At 68.9% G+C, this 20,553-nt stretch carries 19 protein-coding genes and 1 pseudogene; 4 read left to right on the plus strand and 16 right to left on the minus strand.

Annotated elements, in window-relative coordinates; genetic code table 11:
• Positions 1–108 precede the first annotated feature (108 nt).
• A complete protein-coding gene (locus HHX30_RS37195; RefSeq protein ID WP_169988508.1) occupies positions 109–2,052 on the minus strand; it encodes an acetoacetate--CoA ligase in 1,944 nt (647 codons plus the stop codon).
• A gap of 226 nt (positions 2,053–2,278) precedes the next feature.
• Entirely contained in the window at positions 2,279–3,043 is a 765-nt protein-coding gene (locus HHX30_RS37200; protein ID WP_169988510.1) for an SDR family NAD(P)-dependent oxidoreductase, read from the minus strand.
• A gap of 52 nt (positions 3,044–3,095) precedes the next feature.
• Between HHX30_RS37200 and HHX30_RS37205 the strand changes: the two genes are divergently transcribed.
• The gene (locus HHX30_RS37205; protein WP_169988512.1) at positions 3,096–3,842 is read left to right on the plus strand and encodes an SDR family NAD(P)-dependent oxidoreductase; all 747 of its coding nucleotides are present in this window, start codon (positions 3,096–3,098) and stop codon (positions 3,840–3,842) included.
• 72 nt (positions 3,843–3,914) lie between these two features.
• Here HHX30_RS37205 and HHX30_RS37210 read toward each other — a convergent pair whose 3' ends face one another.
• Entirely contained in the window at positions 3,915–5,546 is a 1,632-nt protein-coding gene (locus HHX30_RS37210) for an NAD(P)/FAD-dependent oxidoreductase (protein ID WP_169988514.1), read from the minus strand.
• 237 nt (positions 5,547–5,783) lie between these two features.
• On the opposite strand from HHX30_RS37210, the gene HHX30_RS37215 reads away from it, so the two are divergent.
• Positions 5,784–6,674: an alpha/beta hydrolase gene (locus HHX30_RS37215; protein ID WP_169988516.1), complete on the plus strand. Its 891-nt coding sequence runs from the start codon at positions 5,784–5,786 to the stop codon at positions 6,672–6,674.
• A 75-nt stretch (positions 6,675–6,749) separates the two neighbouring features.
• On the opposite strand, the gene HHX30_RS37220 is transcribed toward HHX30_RS37215, so the two are convergent.
• The 10 genes from HHX30_RS37220 to HHX30_RS37265 all read right to left on the minus strand — a co-directional run bounded on the left by HHX30_RS37220 (position 6,750) and on the right by HHX30_RS37265 (position 16,351).
• Positions 6,750–7,781, minus strand: a complete 1,032-nt coding sequence (locus HHX30_RS37220; RefSeq protein ID WP_169988518.1) for an LLM class flavin-dependent oxidoreductase — start codon at positions 7,779–7,781, stop codon at positions 6,750–6,752.
• Positions 7,778–8,068 (minus strand): hypothetical protein, encoded by a 291-nt coding sequence (locus HHX30_RS37225; protein WP_169988520.1) that lies wholly within the window; start codon positions 8,066–8,068, stop codon positions 7,778–7,780. Before HHX30_RS37225 ends, HHX30_RS37220 begins: the two co-directional genes overlap by 4 nt.
• 80 nt (positions 8,069–8,148) lie before the next feature.
• The gene (locus HHX30_RS37230) at positions 8,149–8,874 is read right to left on the minus strand and encodes an EthD domain-containing protein (RefSeq protein ID WP_169988522.1); all 726 of its coding nucleotides are present in this window, start codon (positions 8,872–8,874) and stop codon (positions 8,149–8,151) included.
• A gap of 37 nt (positions 8,875–8,911) precedes the next feature.
• Positions 8,912–10,450: a class I adenylate-forming enzyme family protein gene (locus tag HHX30_RS37235; protein WP_169988524.1), complete on the minus strand. Its 1,539-nt coding sequence runs from the start codon at positions 10,448–10,450 to the stop codon at positions 8,912–8,914.
• Positions 10,437–11,159, minus strand: a complete 723-nt coding sequence (locus HHX30_RS37240; protein ID WP_169988526.1) for an SDR family NAD(P)-dependent oxidoreductase — start codon at positions 11,157–11,159, stop codon at positions 10,437–10,439. Before HHX30_RS37240 ends, HHX30_RS37235 begins: the two co-directional genes overlap by 14 nt.
• Positions 11,156–11,524 carry a hypothetical protein gene (locus tag HHX30_RS37245; RefSeq protein ID WP_169988528.1) on the minus strand — a complete coding sequence of 123 codons (369 nt, stop codon included), beginning with the start codon at positions 11,522–11,524 and terminating at the stop codon, positions 11,156–11,158. The genes HHX30_RS37240 and HHX30_RS37245 overlap by 4 nt, the downstream gene beginning before the upstream one ends.
• Positions 11,521–12,654, minus strand: a complete 1,134-nt coding sequence (locus HHX30_RS37250; RefSeq protein ID WP_169988530.1) for an acyl-CoA dehydrogenase family protein — start codon at positions 12,652–12,654, stop codon at positions 11,521–11,523. Before HHX30_RS37250 ends, HHX30_RS37245 begins: the two co-directional genes overlap by 4 nt.
• Positions 12,655–12,697: 43 nt before the next feature.
• Entirely contained in the window at positions 12,698–13,876 is a 1,179-nt protein-coding gene (locus tag HHX30_RS37255; protein ID WP_169988532.1) for an acyl-CoA dehydrogenase family protein, read from the minus strand.
• Between the two features lies 1 nt (position 13,877).
• Entirely contained in the window at positions 13,878–14,801 is a 924-nt protein-coding gene (locus tag HHX30_RS37260; RefSeq protein WP_169988534.1) for a cyclase family protein, read from the minus strand.
• Positions 14,798–16,351, minus strand: a complete 1,554-nt coding sequence (locus tag HHX30_RS37265) for an AMP-binding protein (RefSeq protein ID WP_169988536.1) — start codon at positions 16,349–16,351, stop codon at positions 14,798–14,800. The genes HHX30_RS37260 and HHX30_RS37265 overlap by 4 nt, the downstream gene beginning before the upstream one ends.
• Positions 16,352–16,534: 183 nt before the next feature.
• Here HHX30_RS37265 and HHX30_RS37270 point away from each other — a divergent pair, with 183 nt between their 5' ends.
• Positions 16,535–17,302, plus strand: coding sequence for an acyl-CoA thioesterase II (locus HHX30_RS37270; RefSeq protein WP_283246977.1), 768 nt, complete (start codon positions 16,535–16,537; stop codon positions 17,300–17,302).
• Between the two features lie 205 nt (positions 17,303–17,507).
• Positions 17,508–17,857: pseudogene (locus HHX30_RS43905) on the plus strand (proline racemase family protein).
• Here the strand turns inward: HHX30_RS43905 and HHX30_RS37280 are convergent.
• The 3 genes from HHX30_RS37280 to HHX30_RS37290 all read right to left on the minus strand — a co-directional run bounded on the left by HHX30_RS37280 (position 17,833) and on the right by HHX30_RS37290 (position 20,265).
• Positions 17,833–18,474: an AMP-binding enzyme gene (locus HHX30_RS37280; RefSeq protein ID WP_249350873.1), complete on the minus strand. Its 642-nt coding sequence runs from the start codon at positions 18,472–18,474 to the stop codon at positions 17,833–17,835. The pseudogene HHX30_RS43905 and the gene HHX30_RS37280 sit on opposite strands and share 25 nt — an antisense overlap.
• Before the next feature lie 334 nt (positions 18,475–18,808).
• Positions 18,809–19,585, minus strand: coding sequence for an MOSC domain-containing protein (locus HHX30_RS37285; RefSeq protein WP_169988540.1), 777 nt, complete (start codon positions 19,583–19,585; stop codon positions 18,809–18,811).
• 404 nt (positions 19,586–19,989) lie between these two features.
• Entirely contained in the window at positions 19,990–20,265 is a 276-nt protein-coding gene (locus tag HHX30_RS37290; RefSeq protein WP_169988542.1) for a hypothetical protein, read from the minus strand.
• Positions 20,266–20,553: the final 288 nt, after the last annotated feature.

Consider the following 20,553-nt stretch of genomic DNA (forward strand, 5'->3'; position numbering starts at 1 on the left):
GTCGCTCGCCGCGAGAAGTCGCGCCAGTCGCTCGCTGGTGAGCCCGAGAGGGTTTGGTCGACCTCGGCTGCGCGCTGATCCGTGATTCTGAGAGGGGCGAGCGAGAGGTCAGCGTGAGGGCTCGGGCGCGAAATGGCGGAGGACCTCCGGGTTGGCGATGGAGTCGGGGTTGGCGGCCTGCTCGACGGGTGTGCCGAGGAGGATCTTCCGTACCGGGATCTCCAGCTTCTTGCCGGACAGCGTGCGCGGGATGCCTGGGACGGTGCGGATCTCATCGGGCACGTGCCGGGGGGACAGTTCGGTGCGCAGTGCCGTGCGCAGACGCGTGACGAGCGCGTCGGAGAGCGTCGCACCGTCGGCGAGCGCGACGTAGAGCAGCAGCCTGCCCTCCTGACCCAGTCGGCCCGTGTCGATCACCAGGCTGTCCGCGATCTCCTCGAAGCGCTCGACGATGCGGTAGAACTCGCTGGTGCCCATCCGGACGCCGCCGCGGTTGAGCGTGGAGTCGGAGCGGCCGTAGATGACGCAGCCGCCGTCGGGAAGGATCTTGATCCAGTCGCCGTGCCGCCAGACGCCGGAGTAGTCCGCGAAGTACGACTCGCGGTAGCGGTCGCCGGAGGGGTCGTTCCAGAACATCACCGGCATCGAGGGCATCGGCCGGGTGACGACCAGCTCCCCCACCTCGCCAATCATCGAGTTTCCTGCCGGGTCGAACGACTCGACCGAGGCGCCGAGGCAGCGGCACGGGATCACCCCCGCCCGGATCGGCAGCAGCGGAACCGCGCCGACGAACCCGGTGCACACGTCGGTGCCGCCGGAGAAGGAGCCGAGCTGCACATCCGGCTTCACATCCGCGTACACCCAGGCGAAGCCCTCGGGTGGCAGCGGAGAACCCGTCGATCCGATACCCCGGAGCCGCTCCAGTCCGGACGGCTTCAGGCCCGCCTTCATCGAGGCCAGCAGGTACGGCGCACCCGTGCCGAAGTAGGTGACGCCCTCCTCGGCCGTCAGCCGCCACAGCGCATCCGTCCCGGGGTGGGTCGCGCTGCCGTCGTAGAGCACGACGGTGGCTCCCACCAGCAGGCCGCCGATGAGGTAGTCCCACATCATCCAGCCGGTGGTGGTGTACCAGAGGAACACATCCCCCTCGCCGAGGTCCTGGTGGAAGGACAGCGACTTGAGGTGCTCCAGCACGATCCCGCCGTGCCCGTGCACGATGGGCTTGGGCAGGCCCGTCGTGCCCGACGAGTACAGCACCCACAGCGGATGATCGAACGGGACCGGCTCGAACTCCAGCCCGGCGGACTCGGCCCGCAACTCCTCCCACCCCAGCCCGGCACCCCTACCCGGACCGGACGCCGCCGCCGCCGCGCGGTAATCCAGGACGGAGATCCATACGGTCGCCTCAAGGGTGGGCAGCTTCGCGGCGACCTCACGGACAGCCTCCGACCTGTCGTACGGCTTGCCGCCATAGCGGTAGCCGTCCACCGCGATCAGTACCTTGGGCTCGATCTGCGTGAAGCGGTCGGTCACGCTCGGTGCGCCGAAGTCCGGCGAACAGGACGACCAGATGGCCCCGAGGGAGGCGGTGGCCAGGAAGGCGATGAGCGCTTCGGGAATGTTGGGGACATACGCCGCCACCCGATCCCCGCACCCGACGCCGAGCCGTACCAGTCCGGCCCGGACTCGGCCGACCTCGTCGCGGAGCTCACCTAGCGTGTACGTCCGCCGGCCACCCGCCTCATCACGAAATATCACGGCAAGCCGGTCAGGGTTGCCGCGAAGAGCGTTGGCGGCGTAGTTGATGGTTGCTCCGGCGAACCATCTGGCCTCCGGCATCGTTCCGCTGATGACGGGCCCGTCACCACGATCGCCGACCACCTCGAAGTAGTCCCAGATCGACGTCCAGAAGTCGGCCGACGACTCGACCGACCACTCCCACATGTCCTGATAATCGCCAGAGCGGCCAAGCCACTCCATGAACCGGGTGATCCGGGCGTTACGCACGATCTCTGGATCAGGCGCCCAGAGCAGAGTGCCTTCCTCGACCATGAGCCCGTCTTTGTGACGCGGGCCGCGCAGAGGTTCACGGCCTTCTCGAAAACCTTGCGGCCGCGTGCCCGGCGCCTCTCGAGCGACTTCTCGGCCACCGCCATTGCCGGCTTGTCCCACCCGGATCTCCTCCCCATACATGGCAGACATGGACAGAGCAGAAGTTACCTTCCAAACGGTAGTTTGGCATAGCCCGGAGTGGTGAAGGAAGTTGGACGAGAAGAGGTCAGGCGAGGCGCCCGCCGTCGACGACGAAACCGGTGCCGTTGACGAAACTCGCCTCATCCGACAGTAGAAAGGCCACGGCTGCCGCCACCTCGCCCACCTGGCCGTAGCGCGTCGTCAGACCGACGGCGGGCGGGCGGTTCCGCCCCAGACGGCCGCGACCGGTGTCGAGGTCGCGCATCATCCTGCCCTCGAGCGGCCCGGGGCAGATCGCGCAGACGCGGACACCGCGCTCCGCGGCCTCCAGGGCGGCCGACCGGGTCAGCCCGAGAACCGCGTGCTTGGACGCGACGTACGGGGCCAGGTTCGGCGCACCACGCAATGACGCCGTGCTTCCCGAGTTGACGATGACGCCGCCCTCCCCCATCAGCGGCAGGGCGTACTTGAGCCCGAGGAAGACTCCCACGACATTGACCTGGAGGACCCGGGTGAGGTCGGAAGGGTCGACCTCCGTGAGCGGCCGGACCGGACCTTCGATGCCCGCGTTGTTGAAAAAACAATCAAGCCGCCCGCCCGAGCGCGCGGCCACCTCCGACAGCGCGGCCGCGACCGCGTCTTCGTCGGTCATGTCGACGGCACGGGCGTGAACGTCGCGCGTCCCGCCGCCGAGAGTGTCGGCCACCTCCTCCAGGCGCCGGGCGTCGACGTCGAGGAGCGTCACATCCGCGCCCTCCGCCAGGAGCTTTCCGGCCACCGTCCGGCCCAGGTCACCCGCCGCGCCTGTGACGACCGCGGTCTTCCCCGTGAAGCGGCTCGCTCCGTTCATGCCTGCTACGGTAGTCAACCAATCGTCTGTTTGGCAATAAGAGGTGGTCGGGATGAACAGGCCTTCCTTCGACGGCAAGACCGCACTGGTCACGGGCGCGGCGGCAGGCATCGGCGCGGCCTGCGCACGGCTCCTGGTCGAGCGAGGCGCCCGCGTCCTTCTCGCCGACCGTGACTCGGACGGGGCCGAGCGACTGGCTGCCGAGCTCGGCGAGCGTGCGAGCTCCTGCTTCCTCGACGTCTCCGACCCGACATCCGTCGAGAACGCGCTCGGACTGGCGGTCCGCGAGCTCGGCCGCCTGGACATCGCCGTGAACAACGCCGGGGTGGGCGTGCCGGTGAAGCACGACGTCGGCGAGACGACGTACGACGAGTGGCGGCGGGTCACCTCGGTGAACCTCGACGGGGTCTTCCTCTGCCTGAGCGCCGAATTGCGCGCGATGGCTCCCAACGGGGCCGGCTCGATCGTCAACATGGGCTCGATCGGGTCCCTGGTCGGGCTGCGCGGCGCATCAGCCTACGTCGCGAGCAAGCACGCGCTTCTGGGGCTCACCAGGACCGCCGCCGCGGAGTACGCAGGCCGGGGCATCAGGGTCAACCTGGTGACACCGGGCTTCGTGGACACCGGGATCTCTCCGCGCACCCCCGAACAGAAGGCTCATCTGTCCGGGCTGCACCCGATGGGCCGGATGGCCACTCCCGAGGAGGTGGCCGAGGTGGTGTGCTTCCTGGCCTCCGACGCGGCCGCCTTCGTCGCCGGGTCGCACTACGACGTGGACGGCGGATACACCGCCGAGTGAGGCGCGGGCGACCACAGAGAAAGGCCGGGCCCGCACGCGTCATACGTGCGGGCCCGGGCCGTCAGGGTTTCCTCAGGCGAGCTCGGCCACCTTGGCGACCTTCTCGAAGTGAGGGTAGCCCTCCGCGGCCTCCGCGGCGCAGAGGTCCGTGTGGGCCGCATGCCCGCCGAAGTAGACGTTGAACGCGCGCGGCTTGCCTTCGATGTTCGCACCCGCGAACCAGGAGTTGGCTTCGAGGCCGTACCTGGTCATGAGGCTCTCCGCGACCTCGGTGAGGTGCTTGGTCCACTCGATCTCGGCCTGCTCCGTCGGCTGGACGAACTCGATGCCGTTCTCACGCATGTGGACGATGAGGTCGGCGATCCAGTTGCCCTGCTCCTGGGCGCCGGGAGGCAGGTTCGCGAACGGGCTCTGAGGACCGGCCACCATGAACATGTTCGGGAAGCCGGCGACCCCGAGACCGAGATAGGTCAGCGGGCCCTCGCTCCAGTGATCGTTCAGTTCCTTCCCGCCAACCCCGCGGATGTCCATCCGGGTGAAGGCGCCGGTGATCGCGTCGAAGCCGGTCGCCATCACGATCACGTCGACCTCGAACTCACCCTGGCTGGTCCGGATGCCCTTCTTGGTGAAGCCCGTGATCGGCTCCTCCTTGATGTCTACCAGCCGGACGTGGGACTTGTTGAACGCCTGGTAGTAGCCGTCGGCGGCCGGGGGCCGCTTCGCACCGTACGGATGGGTGGGCGTGAGCTTCTTCGCGATCTCGGGGTCCTCGACGATCGAGGCGATCTTCTTGGCCATCCACGCGCAGACGATGTCGTTGGCGGCCTTGTCGGTGGAGAGGTCGCTGAAGGTCTTGTAGAGCAGGGCGAAGCCGCCCTCCTCCCAGGCTTCCTCGAACATCGCCTCGCGCACCTCGGCCGGGGTTTCGACGCACTTGCGGTCGACCATCTCCCACGGCCAGCCAGCGGGGTGGTTCCGCACGAGACGGCAGACCTCGTCGTGGTTCGCCCGGATCTCCTCGATCTCCTGCGCGGTGACCGGGCGGTTCCCGGTGGGGGCCACCCAGTTGGGTGTCCGCTGGAACACCGTGAGTTCGCGCGCCTGGTCGACGACGGTGGAGACGAACTGGACGCCGCTGGAGCCGGTCCCGATGACAGCCACGCGCTTCCCGTCGAACTCCACGGGAGTCTCCGGCCAGCGGGAGGTGTGGTAGACCTCGCCCTCGAACTCCTCGAGGCCCGGCACGTTCGGGAGGATGGGAGCCGAGACCAGCCCCAGGCCGGTGACGAAGTACTTCGCGGTCAGCGACTCCCCCTTGTCGGTGAGGAAGTTCCACAGACCGGTGGCCTCGTCGAACACCGCGGAGGTCACAGTGGTTGTGAGGGTGTAGTGCCTGCGCAGGTCGAACCGGTCGGCGATGAGGTTGAGGTACTCGAGAACCTCGGCCTGGCCCGGGTGGATCTCGGTGTAGGACCACTCGTTGACGAGGTCCTTGTCGAAGGTGAAGCAGTAGGTCTCGTGGAGGGAGTCGGTCCGCGCTCCCGGGTATCGGTTCCACGTCCAGACCCCGCCCACACCGTCAGCGGCGTCAAATGCGCGCACCGCAAGACCGATGTCGCGAAGTCGTTTCGTCGCATAGAGCCCAGAGAACCCTGCTCCGATGACGACCGCGTCCACGTCGGGAGCGGCTGAGAAGTTGTCCATGTGGTCCTCGCTTCGCGCTTTGACTGCCAAACAGCCGGTAGGTAGAAAAGTAGGCGCGGACCCGCGCGACCGTCAACACTCTCAGCCGCGCCGATTCCACCAAACCCGAGGATTTGGGCTGAAACCGCACAGATCGCGCATCGACCACCCCTTGACCCGTCCCCGAACCCCATCTAGCCTGCCTACCAATCGGTTGGTAGCGCCCTGCTCGAGGGGCCCAGGATTTGGAGTGACGACATGTCGGACCAGGAGCTACTCGACCGGGCGGTGGCGCTGTTCGTGGCGGCGACGCCGCCGGTAGGAGCACCGATCGAGGACTGGCGGACAGGCTTCGAGGAAATGTGCTCGAACTTCGAACTGCCGGCCGATGCCGTGGTCGAGGAGGTCGAGCTGGGCGGTGTGCCCGGTCGCCGCATCTCCGCTCCCGGTGTGGACACCAGCCGGGTGGTGCTGCACTTCCACAGCGGCGGCTACGTCATGGGCTCGTCCCAGGCCTACCGGGAATTCGGCTACCGCCTCTCGAAGTCCTGCGATGCGGCGGTCATCGTGCCCGACTACCGGCTCGCCCCCGAGGCGCCCTTCCCGGCCGCTGTCGAGGACAGCACTGCGGCGTACCAGGCGCTCGTGAAGGAGATCAACCCCAAGCGCGTTGTCATCAGTGGCGACTCGGCGGGCGGAGGGCTTGCGATCGCGACGCTGCTGGCGCTCCGCGACGAGGGCATCCCCCTGCCCAAGGCCGGCTTCGCGATCTCCCCGCTGCTCGACCTGGCCGGCACCGGTGAGTCGGCTGACACCAACGCGGAGGCGGACCCGCTCATCGACCGCACCATGGTGGTCGAGATGGGCAAGGTCTATATCGGTGAGCTCGACCCCAAGGTGACTCCGCTGGCATCCCCGCTCTACGGCGACCACCACGGGCTGCCGCCGCTGCTGCTGCTGGCGAGTGACTCCGAGGTGCTGCGCGACGACGCCGCCCGGCTGGTGGGGAGTGTCAACGCGAGCGGCGGGGACGCGAGAATCCTGCTGCCCGACGGCATGGTGCACATCTGGACCCTGTTCCCCTTCCTGCCTCAGGCCGAGCGGTCCATCCGCGACATCGGCGAGTTCGTACGCAAGCACCTGGGCTGACCCGACGGAGGACGACCCCGACCAGGGCCACCTGCTCATGGTCGGGGTCGTCCCGTAAAGAGCGGCGAAAGCCGCTCATGAGACCGGCACCGCCCCCGCCGCCTCGATGATGCGCCGGATGTTGTCGACCGTGGCGGCGTCGTCGAGACCGATGCCGACCGTCTGGAACACCACCTCGTCGACACCGCGCTCACCCAGCTCACGCTCCAGTACCGGCAACCGCGCCGCGATCGCTTCGGGAGTGCCCGCCAGGCTGAAGGCCTCGGCCATCTCGTCGGGCACGAGTAGGGCGATGTCGGACCAGCGCGGCCCGATCTCCCGGAACCGGTCCCGGACCGCGGCCGCGACCGGCTCCCACGAGGTGCCCTCGACCACCGTGCGGTAACTCGGCGTGGAGAAATAGAACGCGAGGTTACTCTTGACCCGGGCGCGGGCGAGCGCGCCGTCCTCGTCGACCGACGTGACCATCCAGGCGGCCAGCCGCACGTCGCGGTTCTCCGCCCCCGCCGCCATAGCGGGGAGCACCACCGCGTCCAGGTAGTGGCGCTCCGAGGCCAGCGGGTGCAGGGCCACCCCGTCACAGGACGCGGCGGCGTACCGGATCATCGTGGCGTTCAGCCCCGAGCCGTAGACCGGCGGCGGTCCCCAGGTGTCGAGTTCGGCGTTCGGCCGGTAGCCGGGCACCGACGCCGAGTAGAAGTCGCCCTGGAACTGCAGGTCGCCCCGCGCGGCCCAGGCGGCGCGAAGGAGGCCGACGTACTCCGCCAGCCGCGGCGCGGGCCGGGCGAAGCCGTCCTGTCCGTAGAACCGCTCCCGCATTCCGCGAGTCCCGGCGCCGAGCCCCAGGCTGAACCGGCCGCGCGTCACCAGCTGCACGTCGGCGGCCATCGCGGCCGTGGCGAGCGGCAGCCGGGTGAACGCGTAGGAGATGCCTGTTCCCACCCTGAGGTCAGTCGTGACCATGCCGAGGGCGAGGGCCCGTACGGCGGCGTCACGCGTGGCGTACTCCGTGGTCCACACGCGGTGGAGTCCCCGCCGCTCGGCGAGTTGCGCCAGCTCGACCGTCGGGCCCCACACGTCGGTGGCCAGCACCAGTGAACGTCTCACGACTGTCTCCTTCTGCCAGCGGTCACGGTGCCGCCCTCGCGGAACGTCCACTCCGCCAATAGGTGCGGATCGGTCATCGGCCAACCCAAGGTCGTGGGCCACAACAGCACCTGTCCCTGGACCATCGCGAACTCAGGCTTGGCCATGGCCTCCACGACGCCCGCAACGTCGTCCGTGGTGACTCCTCTGCCCGACGGGTTGGCCTCCATCTGGGCCACGAGCCGCTCCTCCCACAAGTCAGGGAACACCTCGCGCCTCGCCTTGGTGTCGAGCGGTCCAGGCGACACCGGACAAGCGTGGCTGCGGCGGGGCGGGTTCGAGATGTCCGCAGCGGACGTGGCCGTCATTAGCCTTCCGGAGTTCTCGGTCATCCCCACCCCTCGACTAGCAACGCGCACGGGTCGTACAGCCCGCACCGCACCGTGACGAGCGTGATCTGTTCAGCCAACTCACGGCCGAGGGCCTGCGCGAAGGCTGGCTGCCAGACGGCGTAGGCCGCAGCGGCGTCCTTGACCGAGTCGAATGCCAGATCCAGGTACGTCGCCCAGCGTGCTTGTGGCTCGATCGTCGCACTGACTCCCACCCGACGTACGCGGGCGTCCAAAGCAGGCAAGGACTCGCAGAGCGTGGCCTGCAACTCTCGGGCGCGCGTGAGGAACTGAGACCGGTCCCCACGAGCCGCCAGGAAGCTGGACACCGACACCGGCGCCAAGTACTCGTCGCGCACGTAGTGCTCCTCGACGATCGCGTTCACGGTGCGCGTACGCGCGAACGTCTCGGCGCCGTCGTCACGGATGGGACCCACCAGGTCTGGTGAGTTCAGCAGAGCGGTCAGTGTCGCGGCGTCGCGCGCGACGATCTCACCCAAGGCGTCGTAGCGGGCGTCGGCTCCAGGAAACATGGTCAGGTCCCCCACGGGGTCACGATGGACGTATCGAGTCACCGCCGCCCGAAAGCTGGGGTACGACAGCGCTACGCCACCGTGACGGCGCCAGCGAGCCGCGAAGTCCAGACGTGTCACGCCCGGCAGTCTGGATTCGGCGTACATGAGAGCGATCATGGTCGAGGCCTCATTCACCTCGACTGCCGCCACGTCAGCCCAGGTGATCCCCGCCTGATCCTCCCGCCGATCACTTGCGATGCTCCTCGGCGAGGTGGCGCACGGCGGCGCGGGACACCTTGAGCGACACCGTCGTGGGCAGCGAGGACACCGAGATGACCTCGGTGGGCTTCTTGTAGCTCGCCAGCCGGGCCCGGCAGCACCGGTTCACGACCTCGACGTCCACCTCGCATCCGGGCTTGGGCACGATCACGGCGACGACGGTCTGCCCCCACCGGGGGTGCGGCACCCCTACGACGGCCACCTCGGCCACACCGGGCGCCTCGGCGATCACAGCCTCGACCTCGGCGGGATAGACGTTCATTCCTCCAGAGACGATGAGATCGGTACGCCGTTCCAGCACGGTCACGTAGCCCTTCTCGTCCACGCTGCCCACGTCTCCGGTGGCGAACCAGCCGTCGTGGAAGGCTGCCGCGGTCGCCTCCGGCCGCTGCCAGTAGCCGGTCACCAGACCGGGACCGCGCACGTACAGTTCGCTTTCGACCACCCGTACGTCATAACCGGGGATCGGCCTGCCCACGGTGGACAGGGCGTGGCCGCGGCGGCCCGGGTCAGTGAGGTCCTCAGCGGAGGTGGCCGTCATCAGCCCTCCGGAGTTCTCGGTCATTCCCCACCCCTCGACCAGGCGGCTCCCGACCACGTCGCACAGCCGCTCAAGGGCATCGGGGGACGCCTTCGACGCCGAGTGCAGGATCGAGCGCAATGACGACCACCGGCTCTCCTGGCCGGCGGCCCTCGCGGCGAACTCGCCGAGCACCGGACTGGGGAGGTAGGTGAACGTCGCGCGCTCCCGCTCCACCACGTCGAGCAGGCGGGGCACGTCCCATCGGCCCATGAAGACGACGATGCCGGCGAGCAGCAGGTGGGTCAGGACATGGCTGGGCACGACGGACACGAAGGACATGGAGCCGGTCATCGCCACGACGCTGTGCGCGGGGAGCCGGTAGGCCGCTGCGTTCTGGCGGGTCACCGCCCGCACTGAACGGTGCGTCATCACCGCGCCCTTGGGCACGCCGGTGGTGCCGCTCGTGTACCCGATGACGAAGGGCGACCCCGGATCCACATCCAGGTCGACACGGTCGCCACCGGCCGCCACGGTCGCCTCCCATGCGCTGGCGTCCAGCACCCGCCCGTTCCCGACGCGCAGCAGCCGGACGCCATCGAGCGTGCCGCTGTCGCGCAACTCCTCCACGGCGCCGTCCCGGGTCGCGCTCCACACCAGCACCCTCGGCGTGGCATCACCGAGGATGGTCGCGGTCTCGTAGACGGTGTACCGGGCGTTGACGGGGGTCACCACGAGCCCCGCGAGGGCGGCGGCGCAGTAGAGCACGACGTACTCAGAGCTGTCGTCCATCCAGGCGGCGACCCGGTCGCCGGGCCGCAGGCCCCACGCCCGGAACGCGTTCGCCAGCCGCCCCGCGGCGCCGAGAAGATCGGCGTACGTGGTTCGCGGGCCGTTCTCGTCGACGACCGCCACCCGGTCGGGATGACGGCGGGCGACGTCCTTCAGCAGGACGCCGAGCGAGCCGCGGGTGTCATGGAGCGACACTGCGGCCGCCGCAAACGAGGAGAACCTGCCCGGTCACGTAGGTCGCGTCGTCACCGGCCAGGAAGGCGACCGCCTTGGCCACATCTTCGGGGCCGCCGATCCGCTTGGCCGGCACCTTGGCGACCAGCCCGGCGAGCACGTCGAGGGGCATCGCCCGGCTCATGTCGGAGTCGATGAGGCCCGGGGCGACGGCGTTGACCCGGACCTTCGGCGCCCACTCGAGGGCGAGTCCGCGGGTGAAGCCGATGAGACCGGACTTGGAGGCCGAATAGTTCGTCTGCCCGAAGTTGCCCAGGGCGGCCCGCGAGCTGATGTTGACCACCGAGGCGCCGTCGCGGAACAGCCCTTCAAGGGCGAGGGTCAGCCGGATCGGGGCCAGCAGGTTCACCGCGATGACCGCGTCGAACGCCTCCGGCTCCATCTTCTGGAGCCGGGCGTCCCGCGTGATGCCAGCGTTGTTGACCAGGACATCCAGGCCGCCGTGCCGGTCGGCCACCGCGGCACACACCGCCGCCAGCCCCTTCTCGGTGGTGAGGTCGGCGGTCACCGCCGAGGCGTCGTGGCGGTCCGCGACGAGCTCCGCTGCGACCTGCTCCACCTGCGGATCCCTGTCGACGAGCAGCAGCGTGTGGCCGCGCTCGGCAAGCAGCCGGGCGATGGCCAGCCCGAGCCCGCGCGCACCTCCCGTTACGACGGCGACGGAAGTCATGGCGCCACCTTTCCGAGCAGCTCCGGGCCGAGGACGATGACCTGCCCCGACATCTGGTCGTCACCGACGCACGCGACTGCTTCCAGGTCGCTGAGCTCGCGGCCGGCGGGAGCGGCGACCACGTTGATCCGCCATTGCGGCCTGACCCCCTCGAACGCCACCGCGCGGGCCATCCCGACGATGGCGCCGACGTACGCGCCGGTGAGGGCACCGCGATGGCCGAGCAGATCCGCCGACCGTACCGCGAGCACCACGTGGCTCCCCTCGTCGATGGCGGCGCGCACCTGGGTGAAGAGCTTTCTGAGACTCTCCCCGACCTCGTCCGCCGACGCGGGATCTTCCGCCCGGATCACCACCGCGCTCATGCCGCGGTCCTTCCACGGACGGCCTCCACGCGGGCATAGGCGTCGACGGGGGTGGCGAGGATCTCGAGGTCGCTCAGCGCGCGCTTGTAGTACAGCCCGATGTCCATCTCGTCGGTGAACCCGACACCGCCGTGCAGCTGGATCCCCTCTTCGGCGACGTGCCGGAAGACCTCGCCGGCGCGCGCCAGCGCCAGTGGCGCGGCCACCGACAGTGCCCGGCTGACTCCGGCGTCCACGATCTCCGCGGCCGAGAAGACCAGCTCCTGGGCGACGGTGACCGCGACGGCCATGTCGGCGCACCGGTGCTTGAGCGCCTGGAAGGTGCCGATCGGCCGCCCGAACTGCTCGCGTGTGCGCAGGTAGTCCAGGGTGAGCCGCAGCGCCGCGGTAGCCGATCCGACCATCTCGGCGGCGAGGCTCACCGCGAACCGGTCGACGAGCCCGTCGACCTGGGTGACGGTGAGCGGCTCGCCGTGCAGCGCCTCACCAAGCGCCGCGCTCAGCCGCACGTCACCCACGAGGCGGGTCGCGTCCACGGTACGCGTCGGGGTGACCGTCACCCCGGCATCGGCGGGGTCGAGCAGGAACAGGCCGTAACGTTCCGTGCCGGTGAGCTGAGCCAGGACGAGCAGCCGGTCGGCGCCGGCCGCATCCGTCACGAGATCCACCGCCCCGTTCAGCTCCCAGCCGGCGTTCGTCTCGAGCGCGACCGCGGCGGCCGGTGAAGTGCCCGCCCACCCCCGGCCGTGGCCGAGCACCACGGCGAACCGCTGGTCCCCGGCCGCGAGGACTTCGAGCAGCGCGGCAGCGGCTGCTGTCCCGGGCAGCGACAGGGCGGCGGCGGCGAAGCCCGCAGTGGAGAGATATGGCGTCGGGGCCAGCCGGGCCCCGAGTTCGCGGTGGACGATGCACTGCACGAACGCGCCAAGTCCGGCGCCGCCCGCCTCCTCGGCGATCCCCAGCGCGGTCCAGCCGAGTTCGACCATCTGGTCCCAGGCGGCCGCGTCGAACCACGGCTCGGAGACGACCGCGGCCCGGACCTTCTCCGAGGTGAATCTGTCGTCCGCGAGGGCCCGAACGACGTCGCGGATCTCCAGGTGATCCTGGCTGGTGAGCGGCTCGGTGATCACGGGTGTCTCCTCGTACGTGGGGTGCGGGACGGCGTCGTCCGGGTCATCGGGGCAGCCCCAGCAGCCGTTCGGCAATGATGTTGCGCTGAATCTCGCTGGTCCCGGAGTAGATCGACGACGCCCGACTCGCCAGTCGGTCGTGGGTGTCGTGGCGCCCCTCCACGACGCCGCGGTGACCCGCGGCCTCGGCAAAGGCGCTGCCCAGGTCTTTCTCAAGTTCTCCCCAGACCAGGTTGGTCATCGATCCGATGGCGCCCAGCCCCTGTCCGTCCGCCGCGAGCAGCGCCCCGCGGTAGTTGAGCTGGCGCAACTCCTGGCAGCGCACCCAGAGCCGGCTGTTCCGGGCCCGGGCCTGGGCGGCTCGGGCGGGAGACAGCTGCCCGGTGGCCTCAGCCTCGTTGACGGAGCGCTCGACGTCACGCAGCTTAACGAGCATCCGGGCGTGATCGGTGTAGCCCTGGTCACCCCGCTCGAACTGGAAGAGCGTCATGGCCGTGGCCCAGCCCTGCCCGGGCTCCCCGACGACCCACTCCCTGGGCACCCGGGCGCCGTCGAAGAAGACCTCACAGAACTCCTCGTCGCCGCTGATCTGCCTGATCGGCCGTACGGTGACGCCCGGCTGGTCGAGCGGGCAGATCAGCATGGTGAGCCCACGGTGCCTCTCGGAACCCGGTTGTGTCCGGCAGAGCACGAAGCAGTAGTCGGCGTACTGCCCGAAGGTGGTCCAGGTCTTCTGGCCTGAGATCACCCACTCGTCGCCGACGAGATCTCCGCGGGTGCGCAGCGACGCCAGGTCGGAGCCGGCATTAGGCTCGGAGAACCCCTGGCACCACATTTCGTCGCCGGAGAGGATCCCCGGCAGGAACCGCTCCTTGAGCATGGCGGAACCGTGGGCCATCAGGGTGGGACCGAGCAGGATGAGTCCCGGCGTGTTCACCGGCTCGGGCGCGCCGGCCAGCGCCATCTCCTCGTAGTACATGAACTGCACGACGGGGTCGGCTCCCTGGCCGCCGTACTGCTCCGGCCAGTGCAACCCAACCCAGCCGTCCTTGGCCATTGTCCGGTGCCAGTCGCGGCGGTGCTGGAACCGCTCGTCCTGATCCAGAGGCTCGGGAGCGGGCTGGTTCTGCGAGAGCCAGTCACGCAGCTTCCCCCGGAAAGGATGATCGTAGGGCACGGCGGGCAACTCGGGGCCCAGCACATCGTGATGGGGCAACGTCATGTCAGAGCACCGCCACTGCGTTCGAAGGTGAGCTCACGCCGCCCGGCAAGGGAAGCGGCGCGGCGACGAAAAGAAAGGTCCAGCGGCCGAGCGCGGCGCAGCGGCCAGCCAGCGTGTCGAGATCGAGCAGTTCGGCAACCGCCGTGCCGAGCATGGGGATCAGCCGCCGGTGCAGGGATCCCACCGCCGGGTCACCCGGAGCGCACTCGAGCGCCGGGTTGTCGGCGCATACGGCACCGAGCCGGGTGTCCCACACCAGCCGCGCCGTCGCCTCGTCGGCGCGGAGTCCCGCCCAGGCGGATCCCAGGGCAGGGTCCTTGCGCCCGGCGTCGTCGAGCCCGCGGTACGCCGTCACCCAACCGGTCCGAACGCAGACGATGTCCCCCTGGCCCAGCCGCACCCCTTCGTGGTCAGCACACGCACGGAGGTCGTCGGCGGTGATCTCCTGGCCCGACATCGGGTCGAGCGCACGCCCCACGGCACGCGCCCAGCGCTCGACGTCGAGGAGCACGCCCCGGCCGACGATGCCCGTCGCCGCCCACACCTGGATGCCGAGCTCGTCGGCGGAGGCCTCCAGATCCGTGGCGCCGCCGAAGAATCCCTGATCGCGGGCCCGGACGTGGCCGAGGCCGTCCCACTGTGAGCCGGCCTGCGGGTTGAAGCCGTCGAGGACGTCCTCGTAGGTGTTCCGGCCCACTTCAACGATCCGGTGCACCAGCTTGTCACGGCCGAACAGCGGCGGGTCGAGCAGGTCGAGCGGGAGGTTGAGCGAGAGCGACTCGCCCCGCTGCACCAGCGCCGCCGCGGCGGTGCGGTGGTCGGGCTCGATGAAGGCCAGGCTCCCCCGGTCGGCGGGCAGCACGCCCCACGCGTGCGGAAGTCCGAGCCGCTCGTTGCGCGGCAGCTCGTCGTACGCCGGGATCATGACGGCGTCCCCGGAGGAACGGCGCCCTGTACGTCCCAGGCGTCGGGGTGGGGCTGCCGGCGCAGCGTGTACTTGTGCACCCGGCCGGTCTCCGTGCGCGGCAGGTCCTCGCGGAACTCGATAAAGCGCGGCCGCATGAAGTCCCCGAGTGTCTTCACCGACCACTCGTGCACATCCCGGTGGGTAAGTCCTGAGCCGGGGCGAGGGACGACGACGACGAGCACGTCCTCCTCGCTCAGCTCCGAGGGCACCCCGATGGCGGCCGCTTCCAGAATGTCCGGGTGCTGCATGAGCGCCTTCTCGACGAGGAAGGAGCTGATGTTCTCGCCACGGCGCCGAATGGTGTCCTTGAGCCGGTCGAGGAAGACGTGGTAGCCGTCGGGGCGGCGCACACAGACGTCGCCGGTGTGGAACCAGCCGCCGGCCAGAGCCTCCGCGGTCATCTCCGGCTCCTTGAAGTACCCGGTCATGAAGGCGCCGGTGATCCGACTGCGCACCCAGAGCTCGCCGGGCTGGTCGGGGCCCAGGTCCTGCCCGTTCTCGTCTACGATGCGCAGCTCGGTGTGCTCCAGCGGGAGCCCGAAGGTGCCCGGCCGCCTGTCATCCGGCGGGTTCATGCACGCCATCGTGCCGGTCTCCGTGAGCCCGTAGCCCTCGACGATTCGGACCCCGAAGCGGCTCTCCATCTGGCCGTGCAGCGCCTCGGGCACCGGGGCGGCGATGATGTATCGCAGCGGCGTCTCGGCGTCGGACGGCTGCGGCTCAGTCTTGCTGAGCAGTGCCAGCATCGATCCGAGCAGGTTTGTCACGGTCGCCCCGGTCTCGGCCATCCAGATGCGGAAGCGACTCAGAGAGAACTTCCCGTTGAGAGCAATCTCCGCGCCCAGGTGGAGCCCCGCCATCACGGTGGTCTGCTGGGCGTTGCAGTGGAAGAGCGGCAGACAGGTGTGCAGAACGTCGTCGGAGCGGAGCCCGAGATGGTGGGCGAAGTAACCCCCGGTGTTGACGTAGCTTGTGTGGCTGAGCACCACGCCCTTGGGCAGTCCGGTCGTACCCGAGGTGTAGATGATGTTCATCGGGTCGCTGCCAGCGAGTTCCGCCGGGGCGAGTTCACTCGCGGGCCGCGCGAGAATCGCGGGCACGTCGCTTGTCGCGAGCTTCCACGGGAGATCGGGCACGCCCTCGGTGTCGCGCACCAGTTCGAGGAGGTCGTCGTCGGCAACCACCCCGACCGCCTCGGAGTGGCTAAGCGGGTGTGAGAGCGCCTCTCCGACGGACGCGGTGTTGAGCGGAACCCCGACGGCTCCCGCGCGGGCGATGCCAAGCCAGACGTAGAGGAACTCCAGGGAGTTGCGCATAAAGATCGCAACCCGGTCGCCCCTGCCGACGCCGCGCTCGGCGAGCCAGCCCTGGAAGACCGCGGCCCGTTCGTCGAGCTCCCGGTAGGTACACGGGGCGCCCTCGAACCGCACCGCCACCTTGCCACCGTCGCTCTCCGCGCGGAAGCGCACGAGCGCAGGCACAGATGGGAACGTGCTGTAGGGCTCCATGTTTCTCCTCGCAGACAGTGTAATTCTACCGGCCGTTTGGCAGACTATTTGACGCATCCACCACCGTCAACACATGGAACCCACATGGACAGCGTCACCTCAGCCCACTACCTCGGAGAGAGTGGATCGCACCTGCCGCAAGGCGGTCTTGCGCGGCTACTGGTACCCACCGCGACGGGGCCGATGGCCGCCCGGGCCGCTGGATCGGTCGGACGACACCCCCGCGTATTCGGTGGGTCCCTGCTCGCACAGCTGACAATGACCGCCGCGGCGGCCGCCCATCAACCGAGTCGGCCGCACTCCCTTCATGCCCACTTCCTCGTCCAGGGCGATGTCGCGGAGGAGATCTCCTACCAGTGCGTACCGCTCCGTCGGACCAGGCAGTTCACGACCTTCCGGACCGACGCCGTCCAGGCCGGCACTCTGCTCGCCACCGCGACGGTCTCGTTCCACTCCGACGAGGTGACGACCGGACACGCACCCCGGATGCCCGAGATCGGCCTGCCGCCGGAGTTCTGCCAACCGGCCTCGGGAGGGCCCATCCCACCGCCGGACGCGCCGATCCGCGCGCCGTACGACTTTCGACACGCCGACGGGCTGCTCCCAACTATCCGGGACGGCCGCCCGGTGGTGGGGTACTGGCTGCGCGCACGCGAGAAGCTGGGCCCGGACCCGGCGCTGAACGCGGCGGCGCTGGCCTGGGCCTCGGACTTCGCGCTCACCCGCGTCGCCGATCTCGAGCACGAGTCCGAGCCCGGGAACCGGCGGGCGGCGTCGCTGGACCACGCGATGTGGTTCCACAGACCGGTCCACGCCGACGAGTGGCTGCTCTACGAGCTGACCAGCCCGGTGTATCAGGACGCCCTGGCGCTGTCGACCGGACGGTTCTTCGACCTGGATGGAAACCTCGTCGCGACCGTCGCCCAGGAGAGCCTGCTCCGGCGGCGGTGAGGCTTCGTCGCCACGAGCCGCTCGGAGCAGGCTCAAGACAGGGTGCCAATATGGGCAACGCCATGTGTAAACGGCCAAGAGCGTGTGTGGCCACTGCTGGCCAGGTAAAAGTCGGCGGGGAGGACCAAGGCAAGGTTCTGTCTGCTGCTCCAGCCCCTGTTCTCGCTGATTACCCATGCCTGGGAGCTCGGCTGCCAGCCGGTCGATGGCTGAGAGAACCCAAATAATCGAGACCGTCGGCTACCACACCGCGGGTGAGCCGTTCCGAATCACGCTCTGTGGCGTACCGGACGTGCCCGGGGATACCGCGTGGGCGCGGCGGGCGGCCGTGTCCGAGGAGGCCGATTTCGTACGCCGACTGTTGCGCAGCCACGTGGTCACGCCGACATGTACGGCTGCTTTCTCCTGCCGCCCGATGATGAGGGGGCTGACTTCGGCATCCTGCTCTGGCACTCCCGGACGGCCACGGCCTGCGGGCATGGGAGCGCCGCACTCGGCACGGGGGCCTTGGAATCCGGCCCTCAGCGATCTCAGCCTGACGTAAATGCGTCTTGATGCTCCTCAAAGCTGGCCACGCCAGCAGCCGGATCCCACGCCTGGGATCCGCACGGCGAGCGGCCGTACGGCTCCCGCAGCTCCCGCTTGAGGATCTTGCCGCTCGGGTTTTTAGGAGCGCGTCCACGAACGCCACCGCCTTCGGCACCTTGAAGGGCGCCAGCCACGCACGGATGTGCGCTCGCAGCTTCTCCTCTTTTCACGGACACCCCGGGCTTGGCCACCACGATCGCGACGACCGCCTCGATCCAGCTCGGCCCAACCTCGACGACCGCCACCTCGGCGACGGCCGGATTCTCGTAGAGGACCTCCTCGACCTCCCGGCTAGCGACGTTCTCACCACCGGTCTTGATCACGCCCTTGATCCGGTCGACAACCGTGAGGTAGCCCTCCTCGTCCATCACGCCGAGGTCCCCGGAATGGAACCAGCCACAGCGGAACGCCTCGGCGGTCTTCTCCGGGTCGTCCAGATACTCAAGGACCGCGTGTGGGCTGCGATGGACGATCTCGCCGGAGGGCACGTCGTCGCCCCGGACGTCCACGACCCGCGTCTCGACGTTCAGGGCGGCCCGGCCGGCGGATCCCGCCTTGCGGATCTGATCCTCCGGCTGGTGCATGACGGCCACTGGGGCCATCTCCGTCTGGCCGTAGAAGTTCTACAGGCGCACGCCGGGCAGCCGCTCACCGCTCTCCCTGGGCACCTCGACCGGCGTGATCGCCGCCCCGTAGTACCCCTTTCGCACTGGTGATCTGCGGCCGTGCTTCGCCGACCCGTCGTCCGCGACGATGGCCGCGCTGGTTACCGATGTGTTCGGCGGCCCAGGCCGTCGGACGATGACCGGGGTGTGAAGCGCGGCCGGATCGTCAACTCTGGGATGCCACAAGAACCAACTCCGGCCCGGTTGCTGAGTCAAGAGGGTCGTGAACCCCCACCAGGCCGGTAGAAAGGGATCAGGTCGCGTCCAGGTCCAGCTCATCGCCCACCCGGATCCGGCCTGACCGGATCACGTCTGCATAGACTCCGAAGTTGACACCGCGGCCGAACATGCTCTCGCCGAGACCACGGTAATCCTTGATCATTCGCAGCACCTTCAGATCCGCCGCTCCGCTGGCGGGATTGCGGGTGACAGCCCCGCAGCGTTTCACCGGTCCCTCGACGCGCACCACCGCCTCACCGATGCGGAGCGTGCGGCCCTCCCATGTGTCCTCCGCATGAGGCGCGGCGCCGGAGAAGCCGATGAGCATGCGGAACCGCCGACAGTCCACGTTCGGCACGCCGGCCCTCCGGGTTAGCTCAGCGACCGACTCGTCACCCAGTAGCGTCACCGGCCGGACGTCGACCCCGCCGTTCTCCTCGTCGGCGAGCACCAAGCGCACCACCCGGTTCGCCAACGTGGAAAACAGATCCGACCACGGCCCCTCGACAATCCGTCCCGGCACGGAGCGGTAGCCGTAGAAGTCGGCCACCAGCCGGTCACCGAGCCTCACTTCCTCCTCCAGCCACATTCCATCGGGGGAGCCGACCGTGAGCATTCCGGCCGCGCGGTCGTACTCGGCAGTAAGACCCACCCACGTTCCAGTGCGCGTCACCGAGATCAACGAGCCGTCCTCGTCCACCAGAAAGAAGGCACGGTCGCCCCTCGCACCTGTGGGCGTCAATTCGATCTCGCGGGGATGATCGACCCCGAGGCCTTTGATCGCGCTGGTGGTGAGCAGGCTGACGAACATTGGGGGGAGAGCAGGCACATCCGCACCTTTCGGGGGTTTATGAGTTATTCAACCACTTCATCCTCTTGCTACCACGGCGAGCGCTCGGCACCACGGCCGCCAGCTGATTGAGGTTTGCTTGAGCGGAAGCACAATGCCACTAACTTTGATCATTAGTGCTGATCAAGCGGCCTCGGGTTGCACGACAGCAGCGGCGGTATGACCGGTGGCGAGCTCGATGACGGGTGCTTTCGCCGGTTCGGTGGACTTGGGGTTCAGGAGCTAGAACGTGATGACGGTCCGCGGTGGCAGCGAGCTCTTCGCAGGATCCTTCTGACGAGGAAAGCGGCGTCCCGAGCGGCGTTGTTCGCGGCGGAACGATCGGGGGCGCCGGGTTTCGGGGAGCACGGGCGCGAGCGCGGTCGTCATGCGCCCTTCCGCCGCTCTTCACGCCGCTTCTGCAGCTCGTCAATCGGGTCGCCCGACTGCTCCTCCGGCACCGCGAGCTTCGCCAGATCGGCCAAGGTCGCCCGCAGCTGCGCGTGCAGCATGCTCGCTGCAGCCAGCCGGATCCCCGGCTCTGACAGCCGCTCGGCGAGGTCCAGCGCGCTGGCCGCGAGTGCCGGGTCCGGGCGGATCTGCCACCGCTCCAGGTCCGCCTGCACGGCGGCGACGAGAGGAGGCGTGCGACGGGCAGCCATGACCACCTCCCGGCGCTAGTGACGCAGCATGACAACGGCAGATTTCACGGAAAGTGACGAATCAGGATCCGGCTACCGTCACGGTCCGTATCGATCTTGAGGAAGATCACTTTTTGTAGTGGGGAGAGAAACGGGCGAGTTGGTGCGGGGTCCCCCGGGGGGAGCAATAGTCAAGATCTGTGGATGAGTTGTTGTCGCCTCGCCTGGTGTGGCTACTGGGGGTCGTCGGTCTGCCAGGGGTAGAGAAGCTGCTCGGGGCGCAGCTGCCATGCTTGGAGCGTCGTGGTC

Source organism: Microbispora sp. H10836, assembly GCF_012999525.1.
Classification (GTDB): domain Bacteria; phylum Actinomycetota; class Actinomycetes; order Streptosporangiales; family Streptosporangiaceae; genus Microbispora.

What these genes read in the sequence shown, in the direction of transcription:
- HHX30_RS37195 (WP_169988508.1), bottom strand. Translation starts at nt 2,052, where the DNA reads ATGGTCGAGGAAGGCACTCTGCTCTGGGCGCCTGATCCAGAGATCGTG.
- HHX30_RS37200 (WP_169988510.1), bottom strand. Translation starts at nt 3,043, where the DNA reads ATGAACGGAGCGAGCCGCTTCACGGGGAAGACCGCGGTCGTCACAGGC.
- HHX30_RS37205 (WP_169988512.1), top strand. Translation starts at nt 3,096, where the DNA reads ATGAACAGGCCTTCCTTCGACGGCAAGACCGCACTGGTCACGGGCGCG.
- HHX30_RS37210 (WP_169988514.1), bottom strand. Translation starts at nt 5,546, where the DNA reads ATGGACAACTTCTCAGCCGCTCCCGACGTGGACGCGGTCGTCATCGGA.
- HHX30_RS37215 (WP_169988516.1), top strand. Translation starts at nt 5,784, where the DNA reads ATGTCGGACCAGGAGCTACTCGACCGGGCGGTGGCGCTGTTCGTGGCG.
- HHX30_RS37240 (WP_169988526.1), bottom strand. Translation starts at nt 11,159, where the DNA reads ATGACTTCCGTCGCCGTCGTAACGGGAGGTGCGCGCGGGCTCGGGCTG.
- HHX30_RS37245 (WP_169988528.1), bottom strand. Translation starts at nt 11,524, where the DNA reads ATGAGCGCGGTGGTGATCCGGGCGGAAGATCCCGCGTCGGCGGACGAG.
- HHX30_RS37255 (WP_169988532.1), bottom strand. Translation starts at nt 13,876, where the DNA reads ATGACGTTGCCCCATCACGATGTGCTGGGCCCCGAGTTGCCCGCCGTG.
- HHX30_RS37260 (WP_169988534.1), bottom strand. Translation starts at nt 14,801, where the DNA reads ATGATCCCGGCGTACGACGAGCTGCCGCGCAACGAGCGGCTCGGACTT.
- HHX30_RS37265 (WP_169988536.1), bottom strand. Translation starts at nt 16,351, where the DNA reads ATGGAGCCCTACAGCACGTTCCCATCTGTGCCTGCGCTCGTGCGCTTC.
- HHX30_RS37270 (WP_283246977.1), top strand. Translation starts at nt 16,535, where the DNA reads ATGGCCGCCCGGGCCGCTGGATCGGTCGGACGACACCCCCGCGTATTC.
- HHX30_RS37280 (WP_249350873.1), bottom strand. Translation starts at nt 18,474, where the DNA reads ATGCACCAGCCGGAGGATCAGATCCGCAAGGCGGGATCCGCCGGCCGG.
- HHX30_RS37285 (WP_169988540.1), bottom strand. Translation starts at nt 19,585, where the DNA reads ATGTTCGTCAGCCTGCTCACCACCAGCGCGATCAAAGGCCTCGGGGTC.
- HHX30_RS37290 (WP_169988542.1), bottom strand. Translation starts at nt 20,265, where the DNA reads ATGGCTGCCCGTCGCACGCCTCCTCTCGTCGCCGCCGTGCAGGCGGAC.